Source organism: Nostoc sp. DedQUE12b (assembly GCF_034530835.1).
Classification (GTDB): Bacteria; Cyanobacteriota; Cyanobacteriia; order Cyanobacteriales; family Nostocaceae; genus Nostoc.
Window position 1 is genome coordinate 16,596 of sequence record NZ_JAVRCI010000020.1, and the last position, 21,310, is coordinate 37,905.

At 41.2% G+C, this 21,310-nt stretch carries 14 protein-coding genes and 1 pseudogene; 8 read left to right on the forward strand and 7 right to left on the reverse strand.

What is annotated here, in order from left to right; translation table 11 throughout:
• The first annotated feature begins 211 nt into the window (after positions 1–211).
• From RMY16_RS12510 to RMY16_RS12530, 5 genes are all read left to right on the forward strand, one after another.
• A complete protein-coding gene (locus tag RMY16_RS12510; protein ID WP_322736628.1) occupies positions 212–1,768 on the forward strand; it encodes a sugar ABC transporter ATP-binding protein in 1,557 nt (518 codons plus the stop codon).
• Complete coding sequence (locus RMY16_RS12515; RefSeq protein WP_322736629.1) at positions 1,765–2,763, forward strand: ABC transporter permease subunit; 999 nt, start codon at positions 1,765–1,767, stop codon at positions 2,761–2,763. The genes RMY16_RS12510 and RMY16_RS12515 overlap by 4 nt, the downstream gene beginning before the upstream one ends.
• 239 nt (positions 2,764–3,002) lie before the next feature.
• On the forward strand, positions 3,003–3,182 hold the full coding sequence (locus RMY16_RS12520) for an MFS transporter (RefSeq protein ID WP_322736704.1): 180 nt from the start codon (positions 3,003–3,005) through the stop codon (positions 3,180–3,182).
• Positions 3,183–3,473: 291 nt separating this feature from the next.
• Entirely contained in the window at positions 3,474–4,529 is a 1,056-nt protein-coding gene (locus RMY16_RS12525) for a Gfo/Idh/MocA family oxidoreductase (protein ID WP_322736630.1), read from the forward strand.
• Between the two features lie 110 nt (positions 4,530–4,639).
• The gene (locus RMY16_RS12530) at positions 4,640–6,253 is read left to right on the forward strand and encodes an iron uptake porin (RefSeq protein ID WP_322736631.1); all 1,614 of its coding nucleotides are present in this window, start codon (positions 4,640–4,642) and stop codon (positions 6,251–6,253) included.
• 743 nt (positions 6,254–6,996) lie between these two features.
• On the opposite strand, the gene RMY16_RS12535 is transcribed toward RMY16_RS12530, so the two are convergent.
• The 5 genes from RMY16_RS12535 to RMY16_RS12555 form a co-directional block, all read right to left on the reverse strand.
• Positions 6,997–8,922: an MFS transporter gene (locus tag RMY16_RS12535; protein ID WP_322736632.1), complete on the reverse strand. Its 1,926-nt coding sequence runs from the start codon at positions 8,920–8,922 to the stop codon at positions 6,997–6,999.
• Positions 8,923–9,023: 101 nt separating this feature from the next.
• A complete protein-coding gene (locus tag RMY16_RS12540) occupies positions 9,024–9,704 on the reverse strand; it encodes a TMEM175 family protein (protein ID WP_322736633.1) in 681 nt (226 codons plus the stop codon).
• A 171-nt stretch (positions 9,705–9,875) separates the two neighbouring features.
• Positions 9,876–10,532: an SET domain-containing protein gene (locus RMY16_RS12545; protein WP_322736634.1), complete on the reverse strand. Its 657-nt coding sequence runs from the start codon at positions 10,530–10,532 to the stop codon at positions 9,876–9,878.
• A 609-nt stretch (positions 10,533–11,141) separates the two neighbouring features.
• Positions 11,142–14,456 (reverse strand): AMP-binding protein, encoded by a 3,315-nt coding sequence (locus tag RMY16_RS12550; protein ID WP_322736635.1) that lies wholly within the window; start codon positions 14,454–14,456, stop codon positions 11,142–11,144.
• A gap of 703 nt (positions 14,457–15,159) precedes the next feature.
• Entirely contained in the window at positions 15,160–15,912 is a 753-nt protein-coding gene (locus tag RMY16_RS12555; protein ID WP_322736636.1) for a Coq4 family protein, read from the reverse strand.
• Positions 15,913–16,012: 100 nt separating this feature from the next.
• On the opposite strand from RMY16_RS12555, the gene RMY16_RS12560 reads away from it, so the two are divergent.
• Entirely contained in the window at positions 16,013–16,645 is a 633-nt protein-coding gene (locus RMY16_RS12560) for a TetR/AcrR family transcriptional regulator (RefSeq protein ID WP_322736637.1), read from the forward strand.
• A 423-nt stretch (positions 16,646–17,068) separates the two neighbouring features.
• Here the strand turns inward: RMY16_RS12560 and fabF are convergent, their stop codons facing one another.
• Positions 17,069–18,325: a beta-ketoacyl-ACP synthase II gene (fabF, locus tag RMY16_RS12565; RefSeq protein ID WP_322736638.1), complete on the reverse strand. Its 1,257-nt coding sequence runs from the start codon at positions 18,323–18,325 to the stop codon at positions 17,069–17,071.
• A 289-nt stretch (positions 18,326–18,614) separates the two neighbouring features.
• Here fabF and RMY16_RS12570 point away from each other — a divergent pair.
• A pseudogene (locus RMY16_RS12570) lies at positions 18,615–18,782 on the forward strand (transposase); the annotation flags it as partial.
• 91 nt (positions 18,783–18,873) lie between these two features.
• Here the strand turns inward: RMY16_RS12570 and RMY16_RS12575 are convergent.
• A complete protein-coding gene (locus RMY16_RS12575; protein ID WP_322736639.1) occupies positions 18,874–19,449 on the reverse strand; it encodes a TIGR04376 family protein in 576 nt (191 codons plus the stop codon).
• Between the two features lie 176 nt (positions 19,450–19,625).
• Between RMY16_RS12575 and RMY16_RS12580 the strand changes: the two genes are divergently transcribed.
• Positions 19,626–21,131, forward strand: a complete 1,506-nt coding sequence (locus tag RMY16_RS12580; protein ID WP_322666350.1) for a DUF3131 domain-containing protein — start codon at positions 19,626–19,628, stop codon at positions 21,129–21,131.
• Positions 21,132–21,310 lie beyond the last annotated feature (179 nt).

The window sequence follows — 21,310 nt, forward strand, 5'->3', positions numbered from 1 at the left end:
AATTTTCCCAACAACCTCTATTAAGTAACCTTAACAACCAAGTATGAAAATATCTCTTCCCCATTCCCTATTTTCACACTAGTAGTCAGCTTTTAAAACATGATTTGCGGTCAATCAAATATGAGTTTATTAGTTTCTAATTTACAATCGTGCGATGCCTACGGCGGGCTGCGCCTACGCGAATTTTAAATAGTTTTTACAGGTTTTGCTCATGACAACCAATATTGAAACCTCACGTTCTGATACACCAACTAGCACCCCAGTGTTAGAAATGCAAGGAATTACAAAACGATTTCATGGTGTATCTGCGCTCCAAAATGTTAATCTCACGATTTACCCAGGAGAAGTTCACGCCCTCATGGGTGAAAACGGAGCGGGCAAAAGCACATTGATGAAAATCCTGGCAGGGGCTTACATTGCCGACGAAGGAGAAATTCGCATCAATAGTCAACCCTTGAAAATCACCGATCCGGCGACAGCACGCAAGGCGGGTATTAATCTCATTTATCAAGAATTGAATGTTGCACCGAATTTAACCGTTACCGAAAATATGTTTATGGGTAGCGAGTTGCGGCGAGGTCAGTTTTTAGACCGCAAAGCGATGCAACAAGAAGCAGAAGAAGTGCTGGAAAGCCTTGGAGCCAATTTTACTGCGCAGACTATAGTTGGTACCTTATCGATCGCTGAACAGCAGCAAGTGGAAATTGCCCGAGCGCTGAAGGATAAAAGCCGCGTTTTAGTGATGGATGAACCAACAGCTGCCCTATCTGACCGCGAGAGCGACCATTTATTTGAGGTCATTCGCAAACTGCGGCGTGATGGTATTGCCATTATCTACATCAGCCATCGCATGGAAGAAATCTATGCCCTAGCTGATCGGATTAGCGTGTTGCGTGATGGTCAATATATTGGCAGTCTGACACGCAGTGAAATTTCTCCCCAGCGATTAGTGCAGATGATGGTTGGTCGCTCCATGCAAGACTTTTACGAACATCAACGGCAAATGAATCCTGGGCCAGTGGTGCTGTCAGTCAGAAATATGAGCGACGCCCGCAAAAAGATTGAGCCGGCTAGTTTTGAACTTCATGCTGGAGAAATTCTGGGTTTAGCTGGGTTGGTTGGTGCCGGACGCACAGAACTATCCCGGCTGATTTTTGGTGCAGACCGTAAAGCTAGTGGCGAAGTATTCTTGAATGGGATGAAACTGGAAATTAATAGCCCCAGTGATGCCATTGCTGCGGGAATTGGCTACGTTCCAGAAGACCGCAAAGATCAAGGTTTATTTCTGGAAATGAGTGCCCGCAAGAATATTGCCATCAACACACTCAAGCAAGATGCAAAGGGTGGAATTGTTAACTGGCCTTCAGTGAATCGCCTGTCAACAGATGCGGTGGAAAACTTTAATATCCGCCTAGCCAATTTGGAAATTAGAGCGCTCGATCTTTCTGGTGGTAATCAACAGAAGCTATTGCTAGCGCGTTGGTTAGCCATTAAACCGCGAGTGTTGATGTTAGATGAGCCGACACGCGGCGTAGATATCGGTGCTAAAAGCGAAATTTATCGAATCATGAGCGAATTAGCAGCACAAGGTGTTGCTATTTTAATGGTTTCCAGCGAACTATCAGAGATTGTCGGCATGAGCGATCGCGTCTTAGTGATGCGAGAAGGACAGCTGGTAGGTGAGCTGGATGGCAGTCTTGGCAAAGAAATCACCCAAGAAAAGATTATGCACTACGCAACTGGAGCATCGGAGGTATCAGCATTATGAGTCAAACAGTCAGACCGCCTATCAATAAATCAGCCAACAATCCCGCAGCTCGCAACCGGAAATCAATCAGCAGTCTGTTGGAAGTTGCAGGTATTTTGCCAATTTTAGTAATTATCTGCATCTTATTTGCATTCCTTTCTCCCAACTTCCTCACCGGCGGTAACATCGTCAATATCTTGCGTCAGGCATCAATCAATATTGTGCTGGCGACAGGAATGACTTTTGTAATTCTCACCGGCGGTATTGACCTTTCGGTTGGGTCAATATTGGCTGTTTCTGCGGTAGTTGCATTGCTGGTATCACTACTACCGGCTTTAAGTTGGGCAGCTGTACCTGCTGCGTTGCTTGCAGGATTGCTGTTAGGCTTACTCAACGGTGCGCTCATTACCTTCTTGGATGTGCCACCTTTTATTGTCACGCTGGGTTCACTTACAGCCTTACGGGGTGTTGCCTTTTTAATTGCCAAGGGTACAACCCTGATTAATCGGGACATAAATTTTGCTTGGGTGGGTAATACATACGTCGGCCCCATTCCTTGGCTAGTGATAATTGCGTTACTGACTGTGATAGCTAGCTGGTTTATCCTGCGGCAAACTGTTTTAGGAGTGCAGATATATGCTGTGGGTGGTAACGAACGGGCAGCCAGATTAACAGGGATTAAAGTTAATCGGGTGTTGCTATTCGTCTATGGTATTAGCGGATTACTAGCAGGTTTAGCAGGAATCATGAGTGCTAGCCGTCTTTATAGTGCCAGTGGCGTAATAGGTCAGGGGTACGAATTAGATGCGATCGCAGCTGTTATTCTAGGTGGAACCAGCTTTACAGGTGGTATTGGTACCATTGGTGGCACCCTTTTAGGTGCATTAATTATTGCGATTCTCAACAACGGTTTAACCTTGTTGAACCTATCTTACTTCTGGCAACTAGTCGTCAAAGGACTAGTAATTATTTTGGCAGTAACGATCGATCGGTTACGCAGACGTTCTAGACGGTGAACAAAAGGCAGGGGAGCGGGGGAGCAGAGGAGAAGTTGCAGTAAGTCTTTCCCCTCTGCCCCTCTCCCCCTCCGCCCCTCTGCCTTCTATACCCAATTCTCAATATATAAACTTATGTCTTCTACTACTGTTCGTCGTAAAGCCAGCACGTTTTATGTAATTTTGATCGCTGGTGCCGCTGCCCTCGGCGGGTTTTTATTCGGTTTTGGCACTGCTGTAATCAATGGTGCGCACTTTCGATTGCTGCTGCTATGCAATGGGTTGCTAATTTCCTCATTTCGACAACATTTCCTCCGATACTGCAATATTTCGGTCTAGGTTCTGCCTATGGACTCTATACAGTTGCAGCAGCTACCTCATTCTTTTTCATTCTCTTTTTTATTAAAGAAACCAAAGAAATTGAGTTAGAGGATATGTAATTTGTACTCTTCATCAAGTCTGATTTTGCTACAAGTATTAAGGTAAGAATTCAGGAGTCAGAATTCAGAATTCAGAATAGTTAAAGAATTAGGAGATAATTGGATACATAAATGTACTAATCATGCTGCATTCCTTTTCAATTATGACTTTTGAGTTCTGAATGCTGAATTATTACATTTGTAGTAAGCACTTTAGTGCTTAGATGAAAGTTAGAGCCACCCACTACGAACTTATCAAAATTAATTTGGTGAACTAAATACAAACTCTCGCTTCAGTCAATCACTAAAAAGATGGAAACTATCAATACGGCTCTTTGTTCATCTGGTTTATCCGGCATGGTATTTCATGCGCCGTTTATTGATTTACATCCCGGATTTAAATTAGCTGGTTCTTGGGAAAGAAGCAAAAAGCTGATACAGGAAAATTATCCTGATGTTAAAAGCTATCCTTCTTTGGAAGCATTGCTAGCAGATGAGCAAGTAATCTTGGTGGTAGTAAATACACCCACTTATACCCATTACGATTATGCTAAACAGGCATTGCTTGCAGATAAGCATATAGTGGTAGAAAAAGCATTCACCACAACGGTAGCAGAAGCAGAACACCTCAAAGAATTGGCACACAAACAGGGAAAAAAATTATCTATATATCAAAACCGGAGGTGGGATAGTGATTTTCAAACAGTCAAAAAAATTGTTCAAGCGGGCTTATTAGGTGATATTGTTGAAGCAGAATTTCAATTTCAAAAATATAAGCCAACCCTTAGTCATAAACAACATGTTGAAGTTCCCAGTCCGGGGGCAGGAACATTAAACAATTTAGGGCCGCACTTAATAGACCAAGCTTTGCATTTATTTGGAATGCCCAATGCTATTTTTGCAGATATCCGTATAACTAGGCTGCGATCGCAGGTAGATGATTGTTTTGAGTTGATACTATACTACGACAAACTGCGCGTCAAATTAAAAGCAGGTTTCCTTGTACGTGAACCTGCACCTGCCTACATCATACATGGCACTCATGGTTCTTTTCTTAAAAGCAGAGCCGATAAACAAGAAGAGTATTTAGTGGCGGGTATGAAGCCTAACACACTTGATTGGTATACAGAACCGGAAAGTGAATATGGCTTGCTTCATACAGAAAAAGACACAAAAGTAATTCGGGAAAAAGTCAAAAGTTCACAGGGCAGTTATTTAGATTATTACGATGCAGTATATAAATCTATTGTTAGTAATCAGCCAATTGCTGTTACTGCCGAAAACGGAATTAATGTAATGAAAATTATAGAAGCCGCTATGAAAAGCAGCAATGAGCAAAAAGTCATAACATTGCTTGAAGTGAGCTAAAACTCCAACTTAAAATATGTAACTTTAATGTTGATTAGCTCATACTTTGGTTCGAGGATAACTTCTTTCGTTACAAGCTCGTAATTCAACCATTTTAAATTAATAAATCAATGCTAAAAACTATTTTTCCTAGCTTTTTTATTTTATTTTTGGCAATTCCAGCAGTTTGGGCAGTACCTCCAGAAGACGATCCGAATGCAACAGATGCTAATCGGACTTTGCAGGGACAAGTCACTTCTGTTTCCCAGTTTTCTGATGTACAACCAACCGATTGGGCATTTGGTGCATTGCAATCGTTAGTCGAACGCTACGGTTGTATTGCAGGTTATCCCAATTCCACCTATCGCGGCAACCGTGCCTTAACCCGTTATGAGTTTGCCGCAGGTTTAAATGCTTGTTTGGATCGGATTAATGAGTTAATTGCCACAGCTACTAGCGATTTAGTTAATAAGCAAGATTTGGCAGTGATGCAAAAGTTGCAGCAAGACTTTGCCGCAGAACTGACAACTCTGCGCGGACGAGTAGATACCTTAGAGGCACAGACAGCAACATTGGAGGCGCAGCAGTTTTCCACAACTACTAAGTTGAATGCTCAAATTATTACCGCTATTAGTGATACCTTTGGCGATCGAGTAGGTGGTGAAGATGATGAATCCAATCTCTACTTTGCAAATCGGGGTCGTCTCAACTTTGAGAGCAGTTTTACGGGCAAAGATTTGTTGCGAGTCCGGCTGGAGTTTGGCAACTTTGCGAATTCCAATGGTGCAAGCCAAATTGCCGCAGCCACAGGCACAGGGATGACACGCCTGAATTTCGATTATGACAGCAACAATACACTTTTTGTCCCCCACATCCGTTATTACTTCCCAGTCAGTGAATCCCTAAACTTCGTTGTTGGGCCTACAGGCATTGGTTACACCGACATTTCAACTACCGTCACTCCTCCCACAATTGCTGACGACGGCAATGGGGTTCCCTCACTTTTTGGATCGTACAGTCCCTTATTCCGGCGAGGTGGCGGCGGTGCAGCCGCTAACTGGAACATTACCAAAGACTTGGTTCTCACCTTGGGCTATTTAGCAAGCACTCCCAATGTGCCATCGGCGAGCAACGGGTTGTTTGATGGTGGCTACAATGCCCTAGCGCACTTAGCCTATTATGGTAAGCAAGGAGCGATCGGTGTTGCCTACTCTCATGGCTATAGTCCTGCTGGAGTACCCGATGTCGCAGCTGGGACGGGTAGCGTCTTGTCAAACGCTCCCTTTGGCAACAACATTGCTACTTCCAACGATATTGTCGGCACACAGGGATACTATCGCTTCTCCCCGAATTTCCAAGTTCACGCTTGGGGTGGATATATTTGGGCAAATGCCGAGAGTTCTGGTTTGAGTGATATTTCTAATGGTAGGGGTGGAACAGATTCTGTATTTGTGAACAATGGTGACAATGCCAATGTCTGGTTTGGGGCGATTGGTGTGTCGTTTCCTGATGTGGGTGGTAGAGGTAATCTGCCAGGAATTCTCTTTGGTATACCACCCCATGTTTCTAACAGTGATGTCCGTCAAGAGCGAGACAATGCTTACCATATCGAAGCATTTTATCGTTATCGACTAAATGACAACATCTCAGTGACTCCTGGTTTTTGGGTGATTCTCAACCCGGAAAACGATAGCAGAAATGATACGCAGTATGTGGGTGTGCTTCGCACAACCTTCGATTTTTAAAAAATCGGCGGGAATCTCATCCTTTCAAAGGGTCTTCGGGATAGTTTCCCGCCGCCACAAGTCATTAGTCCTTAGCCTCTAGTCATTAGTACTAATAACTGGTAATTAATAGACTTCTTGGCATTTGTCGGGGTAAAGGGGAAGGTGGGGCCCCCTCTGGGAATAAGCTACGGTGTACACACAAGTCGAAAAAAGCTTGATTTTCCATTGTTTTCTCGTTGATCTCGTTCCCATGAAGAGCATGGGAATGCCTGATTTAGAGGCTCTGCCTCCAGTCAGATATTGAGTCTCTGACTCAATGAATGCATTCCCAGTCTCCGACTGGGAACGAGGAAAAACAGGAAAGTCTTATCAAGCTAGGTTTTTAGGACTTGTGTGTACACCGTAGCTGGGGATAAGGGGCAGGGGAAAAGGGTAAAGAAACTCAAAATCCTTTCCCTTTAACATGCACCCTTTTCCCTAAGAGTGCAAAAATATATTTTTGCAAGAGACTCCATGAGCTGCGCTCACAAGGAACAATGAAAATAATCTGGGAATGATTTTGCGTTGTTTCAGCCTCTATTTTTAAGCCAGGTCTAATGACCAATACCTTCGCCAAAAAAAGAGAATTAAGAGAAAGAGCTGATTAAGTCATACTCATATCCGGCTAATTAGTTATAATTCCCAAATCTATGTAGAAAGCCCAAAAACCCTCCCTCGTTATTTTTATTTTTCTCGGCTACCCCTATTTATTGAGTCGATACTTACTCGTGATGATTGCTTTTAAGTTGACCATCTTCCATATAAATAATGCGGTCAGCAATATCTAAAATGCGGTTGTCGTGGGTAACAAGTAAAATGGTACAGTCTTGTTCTTTAGCGAGCTTCTGCATTAGTTCAACAACATCGCGCCCAGATTTTTTATCGAGTGCGGCAGTAGGTTCATCAGCTAAGACAATTTTAGGATAACTCACTAAAGCACGAGCAATAGCTACCCGTTGTTTTTGCCCACCAGAAAGATTTTCGGGGTAGTAATTGAGACGCTCTGCTAAACCAACAGCCTCTAGCATGGTCATTGCTTTGCTGTTTATATCATTATTTAAATACTCTTTATGCAATTCCAATGACATACGCACATTTTCTTGAGCAGTTAAAAATGTCATCAGGTTATGCGCTTGAAAAATATAACCAATTTGGCGGCGTAATTTAGCTAACTGCTGTTTATTAGCTCCACAAATTTCCTGCCCCAAAATTTTCAAACTACCTTCTTGAGCAGAACGCAAACCGCCCATTAAAGTCAAGAGAGTAGTTTTACCTGAGCCGGAAGGTCCAGTCAGAATTACAATTTCCCCCGCATAAATTTCTAAGTTAATGTTAAATAACACTTGTTTGCGTAATCCACCTGACCCAAAATAATGATTGAGGTTATGCACCGAAATCACAGGTTCACAAATAGGGAACGATAAATTAGTGATGACTGATTTTACTTCAGGAGTTTGGCTTATCGACGAAACTAGGGCAGTGAGTAACATTATAGTTCCGGCTCCTACAAATAAACCTGTTAGGCTAACTTCAAGTAATGCTCCAGAAATAGCCTGAGACAAAGGATCAAGAGCTACAGCCGCAAACATTGTTAGACCCATGATTCTTCCCTGCATATTTGCAGCTGTATTCTGTTGCAGCCAAGTTATACCCAGTACAGTGACAGTTCCACCCCCTATGCCCATCAGTCCAATTATTCCTGATATTATCCAAAGCTGCTGCACAAATCCTAGTGCTATTAGTCCTGCACCCAGACCATAAGACAACAAAATCAGGGGGGTTTTGGGACTCTTGACTGCACTAAGTTGACTGGCAACTAAGACTCCGATTAATGCACCTATACCGTAAGCTGCTTGCAGATAACCAAATGTTGTGGCGTTACTTTCAAACCGGACATTGACTAAGGCTGCAACACCGATGATGATTGGCCCTAACATGGCGAAATTAATCATCGCTAGGAGCAATAGGCTGATGCGAATGGGAGGCTGTGTCCAGGCATATTTTAAACCTAAAATAATTTCACCTATCAAAGCTGGTTCCTGTGTTTCAGTAGCAAGAGGTTGGCGACGACGAATCCGAACCAGGTAGATAAAGAAACTACCAAACGCAAATATGAGTGTATTGATAGCAAAAGCAATGGTTAACCCAAACGCACCAATTATAAAACCTGCACCAGCAGGACCGATGACTTCGGTGATCTGTTCACTACCCTGCATCCAAGCGTTTGCTTCTGCCAGTTGGGATTTTCTGACTAATTGAGGCAGTAGGGCAAGAATCGCTGGATATAAAATAGCTTCCAACAATCCAAACAGAATAGCGATCGCAATCAAATATATCAGTCGAACAGCATCAAATACTAATAAAGCAGTAGCCAAGGCAATCAAAACAGTATTAATCGTCGCAGCAATGATGGCAACATTTCTGGTTGACAAGCGATCGCTAATTGCACCTCCTATTAACATAAACAATGCTCGTGGAATGGCAGCCGCCACTAATACAGTTCCAACAGCCAATCCTGAACCCATTTTTTGGAGTACCAGCCATGTCAACGAGACAAACCAAAATTGAGCAGCACTCAAAATCAGCGTTTGTCCTAACCATAGCCAGCGAAAGTTAGGAAAATATAACGGCGATCGCAGCATATACATTTCACTACAGTAAATCTTTGCTCAAGTATCATTTCCCTGTTTTATTACTTTAGGGAGAGAAAAATAAATAATAGTTGGAAAAGCTTGAGGATAGAAGCAAACTACACTTTATTCTCAAAATAATTGTTGTCTTGCTCATTCTTGTCAACATAATTCTTGCGAAATATCTTCTCAGTCAAGAGATAAGGAATCGGCAATAAAAACCAGACATACTCCCACCAAGATTGATCTATAATAGCGACTGCTATTGTAAATAATGAGAAAACAGGCTCTATCAAGATTATCCATCGCGTCAAAATAATAGTTTTACTATCTAGATCAGGAGTAATTAACCGATGCTTATGAGTCGCGTAAGTCCAGTTCGCAAATGATAGTAACCCAATCAGCGTAGTGTTTACACTGAAGCAGATTTTGACAATTGCATTTCCTGGAAAATAGATGACTAAGGTATCAGAATAAGGAATCAGAAACATACTCATCAGATAGAGTAAGTAGAGTGATATATGAATATCATCTGATTTTTTGTAATACCTAAATTGCTTAATATGATCAAGCCAATAGTAACCTACAATAACAAATGCGATTGCATAGCTGGTAAGTGGTTTTACTTGAGCTAGTAAAAATCTAAAAACTTCTGAATTTGTAGGCTGCTGAAGCTCTTCTGGAAAACCAAGAGTAAAGAAGCACTGTGCCATTGCCAGTGCGAAGATAATATCAGCTATTCTTCCAAGGCGAACAATAGAGCTATTTTGAGCAGAATTATTGTCTTGAGCTTCATTCATTAAACTATTTCTTATTGATTTTAGAGGATGTATAAAAAACTCCACCCACAAGGAGATGAAGTTTTACCTAATGGGGAATAAGGAAGAGTCACCAATGCCCAATGCCCCAAGTCGGCGGGGGAACTATCCCTCTCTTGGGGATGGAGAGGAATAGCCGACTTTCTATGAAGCTTACCCTATTTCTGCGAGCAGTTTACCCCATTTCTCGTAGAAATTAGCTTGTCGCTGTTGGATTAAGACTAACTGGAATTGCGAATAATCAGGATTACTCTGTAAGGCATTTATGAGATTCTCTTTACTTTCAGAATCCATAAAATCTAACAATGGCTGCCTAACGTCCAGAGCGCAATTCAAAGCCTCAGTCATCCGAGAAAACCAGATCGGCGAATAAGTTTTATAGTTTACAGCACGGATATCTTTCCTACAGTTCTGACTACCACACTTACATACCGCATAAGTTCTATCGTTAGATTTGAAACATGCATCAAGCAAGGCATAATCTAATGTTATTTCCTCACCTTCAGCAATATTCCTTACGGCAATGGATACCGCATATCCAGTAATAAGAGTGTTAAAGTCACAGCTATGGTTTATATACTTGGCATTATTCCAATTCAAAACGACATTACCTTCCATATTCACATAAGCAAAAAAATCGATCATTTCCCTAAAATTTACATCTAAAGAAGCAAACTTGTCTGGTGTAACCTCTATATCAAGAGGATCTTCATACACAACAATAGTCCCTTTGGGAATTGGTTCAGTGGCAAAAATACCATATCCAATTTCTGAATTAACAAAGCGAACTTCAGTTGAATGATGTAGCATTATTCTTTAACCTTACTTTTGTAAAAACTTGGAATCGCAGCGGCACTTTCAGCAACAGTTTCTATCCTTCAGAGGTTGTCTGAAAAGCATACTCTGTAGTTGGCTTTGGTCTTCATGGTCAGGTTGAGTGGCAAAAAGAAATAGAGAATAGGTGATTAATATCTTCGCCAAAATAGAGGTAAATGCCAATACGAAGATGATCTAGGCTATCAACATCAATTTGGTTGTTCCATAATTGTCTATAAGTATCTAGGATACCGTATAAAATATCTAGATTATCTGCACATAGGCCCTGCTGTGCTTCTGGTAATTTATATCAGGGAATAGTAGGACAAAAATGGTGAACATAGTGATAACTTGCATTATGAAAGAAAAAATTAACGACTTTTCTTGAATAAAGTTTGTTTAGGTAATCATGAAAAGTCTACAGATGATAAGCCTGTAGGAGGTGTGATGCCACAGCCTAACGCACTGAAAATCTCTGATGGTGCGTTAAGACTAATGTCTATAACGCACCTTACCAGATAGATTCAAGCCAATGTAGATCAGGTTTTTTTACTACTATCCCTAGCCAGTACTCAATTAATTTGACACCAGTTAAACACTCAGTTATTCAGCACTACTTAGCACAAAATCTACATATTGATGAGTAAACTGCTTCTCACATGGCGGACACCAGTGTAAATAAGTATCAACTTGGTCTGTATTGATATTCCTGAACATCGTATTAAATTGTTTTTCTAACTCAGGTGATACCACTGATTTCAATAGTTTCATGCCCTTTTTATCTGTATTCCGAACATACTCTTCATACTTATCAACAAAAGTTCTGAGTGGCACAATCTCAACGTCCTTATTCAATTTCTGGAAGTAGCTAATTACATCAGACCAATTCAGTGGTTCTGGATTATAAAAAGTGTAGTTGTGTTTTCTCTCATTAATAGATAGTAACGATGTAGAAACGATCGTCTTAGCCGCATATTCAACTGACATCAAATCGAAATCAGCATCCATATCAGGAATACAACCTATATGAGAAATGGCACAGAGGAAATTCTCAAAGGCATCTTCATCGATAAAAAAGTCGTCGTCTATATTCTCGTAAGCCTTTTCTATCAAGGCAAATAGTTTGTTCAATGGGGTGTTTTGCTCGATATGCTTGACCCGCAGGGTATATAAATAGCCTAATCGGTAGTTGACCCACGGGTATCCCTGTTCTGCGAGGCGTAATACGATTTGCTCTGTCACATACTTGGTTTGTGCATATCCATTAACAAGACCAATGGGGATAGGTTGATTTGCGCAGTCTTCTAGCAAGGACGCGGCACAACTCGACACATTGTAAAGAGATTTAACCTTTCCGGCTAATGCGAAATCTGCAACTTCAATAGTGCCAATAACATTGGTATTTTTGATGATGTCGTATGGTAGATAGAAGTTATCTACAGCCGCTACATGATATACGCTATCAATGTTTTGTGCTAATTCTTCATAGCGATCATTTTCTAGCCCAAATCGCTTCTTAGACATATCACCGATAATAATTTGTACGCGATTCTCCCATCCTGGTAAGAAATGAACATCGAACTTTCGCGCTGTTTTTTTGATTCGTTGAAGACCTGCTTCTTCATTGGCTGCTCGAACTAAACAAGCAATATTGAGATTAGTAGTGTCGAGCAGTTCTTTTAAAAAATAAGTACCGACAAAACCCGATGCTCCGGTAAGTAAGCAAGTATTGGTTTGACGGCTCTGGCTTACACTAACTTCGTTGTCACGACGACGAAGAAGGTATTCTAAAGCATTTTCTATTTCTATATTTAGAGGTTGGCTGTGTGTCAGTCTAACTTTCGACCCGCCTTCACCAGAGATGGCACGAACTATATCGTCAATCATCCCCAAGAAGGTATTCGCATAGAAAAAAGCTTCTGTAGGAATTTGACAACCTAGTTCCCCTTCAAGTGTGCTATGAATTTCAATGATTTTTAAAGAGTCGATTCCATAGAAAAAGATTGACTTCTCTACATCAAAATCAGCCATTCGTACCTGATATCTCTTAGTTAGAATCTGTATGAGGCTAGTAAAGACCTTGAGGTGCATTGGCCCCATAGATGTGATCCGTTCAAATGTCTTTTCAATATTCAACATACTTACGTCTCCTTTTGATTGAGTTCTAGATTCTTCTTTAGGCCATTTAGCTAGAGCATCAAGATTGTTTTGGAGAAACTCTTGTTTGCACTGTTGTCTACGGATTTTGCCGCTAGATGTTTTCGGGATTTGCATATGTCCTAAAAACACGAGTTGGCGTAAGGGCATCTCGAAGTTATCTCCCAAAGCGAGACAAATAGCTTCAGCCAGTTCCTCCAAATAACTAGCTCGACGCAGATTGATGACACCTGTTTTTGTTAATTCAGCAAAAATTACCAATTCCTCGCCAGCTTCACCTGGGACACTAAAAGCGGCGACACAACTGAAGCGAATATCAGGATGTGCCTGCTGCACACAAATCTCAATGTCTTGGGGGTAGTAATTCACACCATTGACGATAATGATGTCTTTGATTCGGCCTGTAATGTATAGTTCGCCCTTCTCATCAATAAAGCCCAGATCACCGGTACGGAGGTAAGTCCGACTGTCATCTGGCAAAGAAACTAGGGTCTTGTCCGTGGCTTCTGGATTGTTGTAATAACCAGCCATGACGTTAGAACCAGTAGTCCAAATTTCTCCGACATGATTTGGGGATAATACACAATTTTTATCAGGATCGACAATATAAATTCTTTGGTCTAGCCAAGGGTGTCCACAACCGACAAAAACCTTTTCTTTGCTGCTGTCGGTCGCTTCTTGGGCTATGTTGTACTGACCCAGTGCTGTCCAATCAACTGCCTTAAAAACTGGGTCTTGATCAACATATCCAGAAGATATGTATACTGTCGCCTCGGCCATGCCATAAGCAGGGAGGAACATATGAGGCTTGAATCCGTTTTCCGCAAACTTTTCACAGAAGTCCCGTATAGTTTCTGGATTGATGGGTTCGGCGGCGTTAATTGCCATCCGCAACGAGGATAGATCGAGGGTCTTTTGATCGCTGGGCTGGATTTTATCAACACATAGTTGATAGGCGAAGTTAGGTGCACCTGTATATGCAGCACGGTATTTACTAATGGCACGTAGCCATTGTATTGGTTGGGAGGCAAAGGTTGCTGGGGCGAGTAGCACACAATGACCGCCACTATAAAGGCTGTGCAGAAGATGAGCGACTAAACCGAGGTCGTGATAGTGTGGCAACCAAGATACTGAAGTAGAATCGGCATCGGCATGACTCATGGCTACAATCATCTCTAGGTTATTGAGACAATTTTTATGGCTAATCATCACACCTTTTGGTAGTGAGGTCGAACCAGAAGTGAACTGCAAGAAAGCGATCACCGAGCCATCGATCTCTGGAAGAGGTAACTTCTGAGAGTTCAATGCCTCTTTAGTCATGTCTGTTGGTACATAAATCAGATCCTTAGGCCAGTTTTCTTCTTTGCTTAAGACATCATAAAAAGCTTGTTGATGGCTAGCAGGAAGTAGTATTGCTGAGGCTTTTGTGGCAACTACGATATCTGCAATTTTCTTGTTGGAACGATTGTGTTTTGGGATATGGATAGGTGCAGGCAATACCCCAGCATAAAGGCATCCGAAGAATGCAACTATAAATTCGATTCCAGGTGGATAAAGCAAAATGGCATTCTGTGATCGCAGTCCCTGAGATAACAACCCTTGGGCTATATCAATAGCCTGAGAGTACATATCTTTGTAGGTAATATAGCTATTCTCTGCACCATGAGAATCGAGCATTGTATAAGCCCTACGGTCAGGCTGTACCTCAGTCCAGTAAGTAAGAACCTCAGCCAAGTTATTAAAGCCTTGAGACTTGATCATCTAACAAAATCCTCAATCAAATTTGTTGGATATTGCAAAAGTCATATATTGACTAAATGACAAACTTGTTAACCACAAATCCTGAATAATTATGGTGCAAAGGTGCAGGGGCTTTAGGGAAAGAACTATTTAATATATGAACAACCCAGTTGAATGTTCCGTTTCACCTACACTGCTACACATTCACACCCAACGTTCAAAAGGGTTTTGGCTTATTTTAGTGCCATTTTTTCATGAACTGACATCACTTCTTACTTGAATTTTGGACGAATTAATCTTCGTTAAAAAATTGCGTGGATTCCTTAATGTCCATAATTCTAATGATTTTTGCAATTCGTTAGCTTAATGCAGTATATCGAAGTAACAATAATACTTAAAAGTAAAAATTAAGTTAAGCAACATTTACTTTTAAGTTAACTTTCGATAAACAAAGTAAGGGGAAAACCACAATCAGGCGATTCCCCTGCACATTATCGATCAGAAGTTGCATACTTTCTCATATCATTTCACTTTAGAGTTAATACATTTAGGCAAGCTCTCACGGCAGTGGTGTTTTGGTAAAACCTCAAAACACCACTGCCGTGAGGCTGGAGAAGTGAACTGTATCAGTATCTTCGTGAAATATTATTAGTTCATTTTCTGGATTTTACTTCTACAGTAGACCATGCCAGTTTCCATAGTACACTTATCTATTTGAGGTTCCTCAAGTCAGCACAGGTTCAATCTGGAAAATGGGTTGGATATTCAGTTCTGCCTGCCATACAGCAACTGGTTTTTCCCAGGCTTCTTCCCATTTTTGAGCAATCAATGGTTTAGCTGTTTGCCCCATTTCCCATCCCTTGGCGATCGCACTTAGAAGTAGAGATAGTTCGTCTGGTTGCAATAATGTAGTACTGATCAGGCTATTAGCGATGAGCATACTTGCAAGGGGTAGCTGAAACTGCGCTAGATAGAAAGCTTGCAAACCAATTTCACCGATTTCACTAGTGTCGAATCCGGTAATAATGTGCCAGATATCGTGGGTTTGTTGCCAGCGATTTTCTACATAGCTGGTATCTGAGTCAATTTTGACTTTTGCCGTTATTGTCTGCAAACCTGCCTCTTTCAAACTACTGGCATAGGTATAGCCTAAGGAATCTTGGGGATATTCCAACAAGGCTTTGAGATCGTGGGGAGGAGCCATATAGCGTTCAGCAATAATTGAGGCGACTTCTGGCTTGGCTTTCATAGACTCAACAGTGAGCTGGAAGGCTCGATTGTCAACTAGGCTAGTACTTAACTCCTCAACTAAATCTAGATTTCCTCTATCGTCAAGAAGTACTTTCAAAAATGCTTTTGTAGTTTTAAAAATACGAAAGAAGTTTTTTACACTCGTCCATATTGAGCCATTGGCTTGTGGCTTCCCGCTCTGATTACTTGTGACTGATGATAAATACTTGTAATTCATAGACTCCATTGGATTATCTTTAATGAGTGGAATTATCGTAATATATGAACAATGTTCACATATCTATAATATGAACATTGTTCAGATTATGCAAGGGTAATTTTAAATAATGGCAGATAATTTTCCAAAGCCTGTAAGAACGAGACGACAGCCAAAGCAGGCACGTAGCCAGGAGCGCGTCAACTGCATCCTTGGTGTTGCCGAACAGTTATTTATTGAACTGGGGTATGACCAGACTACAACAAGAGCGATCGCATCTCGTGCCGACATTCCTATAGGATCGCTCTATCAGTTTTTTCCTGATAAAAAAGCGATCCTTAAAGCTTGGGCAAATCAGTATTTTGAGCAAGAATATCAACTGTTTGTACAACTTCACTCCGAACTAGCCGAAGTACCAATCGAAGTCTATGTTGAGCGCATGGTTGGCGCTTTTGACCAGTTTGCAACCGATAATCCTGGCTATCGAGCTGTACTAGAACAATTGATCGATTTGATGATAGCAAGCGATATTAGTACCCTAGATAATTACGACTCACAAATTCTCAAAGAACTTGCCCATTTTCTGATACAGCGAAATCCTTCTTTAGATATTGCAATGAGTGAATTAATTGCTACAACTGTTGTGAAAGTTGTTAACGAGATGCTATGGCTTTCGCTTACCCGTGATCAAGTCTTTCGCAAACAAATTTTAGCAGAGACAAAAATATTAATTACAGCGTACTTACAAACTTACCAAATTTAACACAGAGATAAAATTGCTCCTAATTACAATAATATTTGCTATCGCTCTTTTATCACTCTCTTCAGATAAAAAGCTAATAATCCTTGCCACACAAGACTTTAATTTCAAAGAGATTATTTTAGCCGTAATGTTAAAAAATAAAGTTCTAAACCTAGTTTCTGCCTCTTGTTGAAAAGATAACTGAGATTTTTATCTGTCTAAAGTGATGAAAGAGCAATGTATTATATAGATCCCCAGTAGAGACGTAAAAACGTATAACAGGAGTAAGAAGGTAGAAAGTATAATTCTTACTATTCCTAGCATTAACGCTTTCAAAATGTCCTATCATATATCCCTCCTGACATCTTGTTTTCTATCTAAGTTATAACCATCCCTTGGATTTTTGATGCTGATGGGTTGGTTTATTATTAGATTTTAATACAATTAAGAATCTGTAAATTTTTTGAAAGCTAGGCTGACATTGTGACCACCAAAACCAAAGGAATTAGAAATAGCTAAATCTATCTTCTGTTTTCGACTTTGGTGTGGAACATAATCCAAATCACATGCTGGATCAGGAGAATCTAAATTGATGGTAGGAGGAATTTCATCTTTTGCAACTGTTAATGCTGTGGCGACTGCTTCAATACCTCCAGAACCGCCCAAAAGGTGGCCAGTCATGGATTTTGGCGAACTAATACTAATATTATAAGCGTGTTGTCCTAAGGCTTTTTTGATTGCTAAGGTTTCATTAACATCATTGGCAGGCGTACTAGTACCATGAGCATTAATGTAGCTGACTTGATTCACGGATAAACCAGCATCTTTGATTGCTAGTTCTATAGCTCTAGCAGCTCCTATACCTCCAGGAATGGGAGATGTCATGTGGTAAGCATCACAGGTCATCCCATAGCCAACGATTTCTGCATATATGTTAGCTCCACGGCTTTTGGCATGTTCTAGTTCTTCTAGGAACAGAATGCCAGCTCCTTCCCCCATGACAAATCCATCGCGGTCATAGTTAAAAGGACGAGAAGCGCAAGTTGGTTCTTCGTTACGAGTTGATAGAGCTTTGGCAGCAGCAAACCCAGCAACTAATAAAGGGGTAATGGGTGCTTCTGTACCACCGCAGATCATAGCTTGAGCATAACCCTGTTGAATTAAACGAAAAGCTTCTCCTATAGCATTGCTCCCCGCAGCACAGGCGGTGACTGTACAGGAGTTAGGGCCTTTTGCTCCTGTATGAATTGCTATTAATCCAGCAGCCATATTGGCAATAAACATTGGTATCAAAAAAGGACTACATCGGTCGGGGCCTTTGGTGAGATAAATTTCTTGTTGTTTTTCTAAAACATTCATGCCTCCACAACCATTACCGATGATTGCCCCAACTAAAGGGGCATTTAATTCAGTGATTGTGAATTTAGCATCTGCGATCGCTTGTAGGCTAGCACACACTGCAAAGTAAGCATAGCGATCCATACGTTTAACTTCCTTGCGCTCTAAATAATCACATGGATCAAAGCCTTTGACCTCTGCTGCAATCTGACAGTCGTGTTTTGAGGCATCAAAACACCTAATAGGTGCGACACCACTACGGCCTTGCATTAGCCCCTGCCAATATTCTGCTACAGTGTTTCCTATGGGGGTAATTGCTCCTAAACCTGTAATTACTACACGTTTTAACTGCAAGTTTTGCATAATCAAGTCTTATTTGTAGATTGTTGTAAATCTCATCAACTGTGCGGGAAAATAACTAAAGTAAGAGCGTGAACTCAAATTCGCACTGGTAAGTTCAGTAGTTTTTTGGTTTTAGTACTTTTCATCTTTCATTAACTGCCTGTAAAAGCTATCGATAATGAAACTATCACAATTTAATCCAGAGATAATTTATTTTTTCCATAAGGTAAGGTTAAATTTAAAGATCCAAAACTATTTAGTAAATAACCATCTTTTCATTCTTCGATAAAATAATTTTGCAATGAAGTCTATTGAAGATAGCAGAATTTATCTTAAACGATTGCAGCATTGCTTCTCTAAATCCAAAAAAGCTGCTAAAAACAGGGCTAAGTTTAGAAACAAATTATCTCGTCAACACCTCAAGGTCAGTCGGCAACGCAAAGAATTTGCTGTAAAGACAGCAAGGTGCGTAGTAAAAGTAAGTCGAGTCGCAAAAAGAGGAAGCCCAAAGAGTGATCTTTGGAATTCCCTACGCTCATTTGATACTCCAAATCAGTGGTGGGAGGATGTCAATTTTGCATATTCCGCTTCATTTGTTCTAACTCATCCTGAGTTTCCCAGCTACGAAACTTCTCTTCTAAGTCATCAAACCCACTAGAAAAATTGCTAGTTTGATTCGACCAACCACTGGTTTCAAAACGCTGCTGGGTTTGGGCTTTAGCACGGGCTGTCTGTGCTTCGGCGGCTTTAGCTTGCACTTCTTGTCGCCGTTGCTGAATTTTTTTCAGTAGTTCTTGAGATTGGTTAATGCGTTCTTTCAACCCTTGCATGTGTCCCCAGCGCTGATTTCCTTCGCGCAACAGAGCTGCTTCTCGCTCACCCGCCGCCGCCGCCAAATCCTCTCTATTAGCGTTTTTGGCTTTTTGAATGCGGATATGCCAACGCTGAATTTCTTGAGCAGTGGAGAGAATTTCTTCTTGCGATCGCTTCTCTTGTAATTTTAAATCTGCGATTAACTTTAATGTGTCTTCTTCTTGCTCACGCAGCTGTTCTAGCAGCGCCTCTAACTCCAAATGTGGATTGTTACGCAAGAATTCTTCTAAACGGTTTTCTAGAAACCGACTCAAATCATCAAATAATCCCACTGCTAGAACTCCAGAGATCGGGTGCGTGACTATTTTATTGTAGTGGGCGGAATGTAAATTTTAATCTTTCCCATTAGGTAAACTTCTGGCTGTTAGTTAGATTTCAAAGTTGGGAAGAATGTATTTGGTGAAACTACGCAAATAACCCTGACTTACGAAATAAGGCTTTAATCAGTATGAGTTCTGACTTTCAACCACCACCTAAGAGCTTGTCCATACTAGCTACTGTAGGAGGAGTCGTTACCGCTGCGATCGCGATCGCACTTTTAAATGGTTGGTCTAAGCAACTTTCCAATACTTCTATAAAAAAACCTGAAATCTCAACATCCCCAACTGCTTCTCAACCACAGAAAACCCAACCCCCTGTCTCTATTGCAAATCAAGCTGAAATAATTGCCAGCCTTGATGCTAAATCCGTAGTTTTGCCAGGTCAACCGATTCCTAAGAATCAATTAACAGTAGCCATAATTCCATACGTTGCCCCTGGAGTTGGAAAACTGACCCCAGAAGAAATGACAACGGCCCGTCAAGCTTGGTCATACTTCCAGCGCAACTGGAACGATGAAACTGGCTTGATCAATTCTGTTGATGGCTTTGCCTCGATAAGTATGTGGGATCAGACAGCAGCGATCGCAGCCTTAGTTAGTGCTAAAGAACTGAATATCGTACCTGCGGCTGAATTTGAAGCCAAAATGAGCAAAATGTTGAATACACTGGCATCAATGCCTTTGTATAAAGGAGAACTACCCAACAAGGTTTACAATGCGAAAACTCTCCTACCTGTTAATTATGGTCAACTAGATAAACGCGAAGAAATTGGCTGGTCAGCCATCGATTTAGGAAGAATGGCAATCTGGCTAAAGATTGTCGGTGCAAAGTATCCAGAAATGCGATCGCAAACAGCAGCAGTTTGGAAACATTGGCAAGTCAAGCGTTTGACCACAAATGGTCAAATGTATGGTACTGCTGTCATCAAAGGCAAAGAACAATACAACCAAGAAGGTCGCTTGGGCTATGAAAATTATGCTGCTTATGGTCTGAAGCTTTGGGGCTTGGATGTTAAAAAAGCTTTAGATTATCAGTCCCATACTGCCTTTGTCGATCTTTACGGACAGGGAATTCCTTACGACAAACGGGACTATAAAAACTCTGAAGCCAATAACTACGTTCTTAGCGAACCCTATATCTTGGATGGCATTGAAACTGGGTTTCAAGCTTTGCCTAAAGCTTATGCCGATCGCATTTTAGCTGCCCAAGCCGCGCGTTATGAAGCGACAAAACAATTAACTGCCGTCACCGAAGATAACTTAGATCGCCCGCCATACTTTGTTTACAGCACCCTATTTGTCAACGGACAACCTTGGGCAACCATCGCGGATACTAGAGAACAGCACAACAATTTGCGATTTCTCAGTGCGAAAGCTGCGATCGGCTGGCATGTGCTTTATAACACTGCTTATACCCGTCAGTTATTTGATTTTGTTCAAGGCAATCTTAAGTCTCAAGATGGCTGGTACAACGGCTTTTATGAGTCTCTGCGTCAGCCGAATAAAACTCTCACTGCTAACAATAATGGTGTAATTCTGGAAAGCTTACTGTATAAGCAAGTTGGGCAGCCACTTACTGTTTGGGCAGGAGTCAGGAGCCATAAGTCAACCGAGAAGACTATAAAAAGACCGTAAGTTATTTCATGTCCGTGATAATATCCCTCCTCAATCCTCCCCTTGCTACAGTGGATAGATGGGTATTGCCCACTCAAAATAAATCGCAGAAAAAAACCCCTAGCATTTCTACTAGGGGTGAGAAATAATACCATTTCACTTGATGTTTGTCTGAGATGACCCTGTTTGTGCCTCTGCTC

Bases quoted from the DNA above. Each gene is read 5' to 3' on its own strand.
- RMY16_RS12510 (WP_322736628.1), top strand. From the start codon at position 212: ATGACAACCAATATTGAAACCTCACGTTCTGATACACCAACTAGCACC.
- RMY16_RS12515 (WP_322736629.1), top strand. From the start codon at position 1,765: ATGAGTCAAACAGTCAGACCGCCTATCAATAAATCAGCCAACAATCCC.
- RMY16_RS12525 (WP_322736630.1), top strand. From the start codon at position 3,474: ATGGAAACTATCAATACGGCTCTTTGTTCATCTGGTTTATCCGGCATG.
- RMY16_RS12530 (WP_322736631.1), top strand. From the start codon at position 4,640: ATGCTAAAAACTATTTTTCCTAGCTTTTTTATTTTATTTTTGGCAATT.
- RMY16_RS12535 (WP_322736632.1), bottom strand. From the start codon at position 8,922: ATGTATATGCTGCGATCGCCGTTATATTTTCCTAACTTTCGCTGGCTA.
- RMY16_RS12540 (WP_322736633.1), bottom strand. From the start codon at position 9,704: ATGAATGAAGCTCAAGACAATAATTCTGCTCAAAATAGCTCTATTGTT.
- RMY16_RS12545 (WP_322736634.1), bottom strand. From the start codon at position 10,532: ATGCTACATCATTCAACTGAAGTTCGCTTTGTTAATTCAGAAATTGGA.
- RMY16_RS12550 (WP_322736635.1), bottom strand. From the start codon at position 14,456: ATGATCAAGTCTCAAGGCTTTAATAACTTGGCTGAGGTTCTTACTTAC.
- RMY16_RS12555 (WP_322736636.1), bottom strand. From the start codon at position 15,912: ATGGAGTCTATGAATTACAAGTATTTATCATCAGTCACAAGTAATCAG.
- RMY16_RS12560 (WP_322736637.1), top strand. From the start codon at position 16,013: ATGGCAGATAATTTTCCAAAGCCTGTAAGAACGAGACGACAGCCAAAG.
- fabF (WP_322736638.1), bottom strand. From the start codon at position 18,325: ATGCAAAACTTGCAGTTAAAACGTGTAGTAATTACAGGTTTAGGAGCA.
- RMY16_RS12580 (WP_322666350.1), top strand. From the start codon at position 19,626: ATGAGTTCTGACTTTCAACCACCACCTAAGAGCTTGTCCATACTAGCT.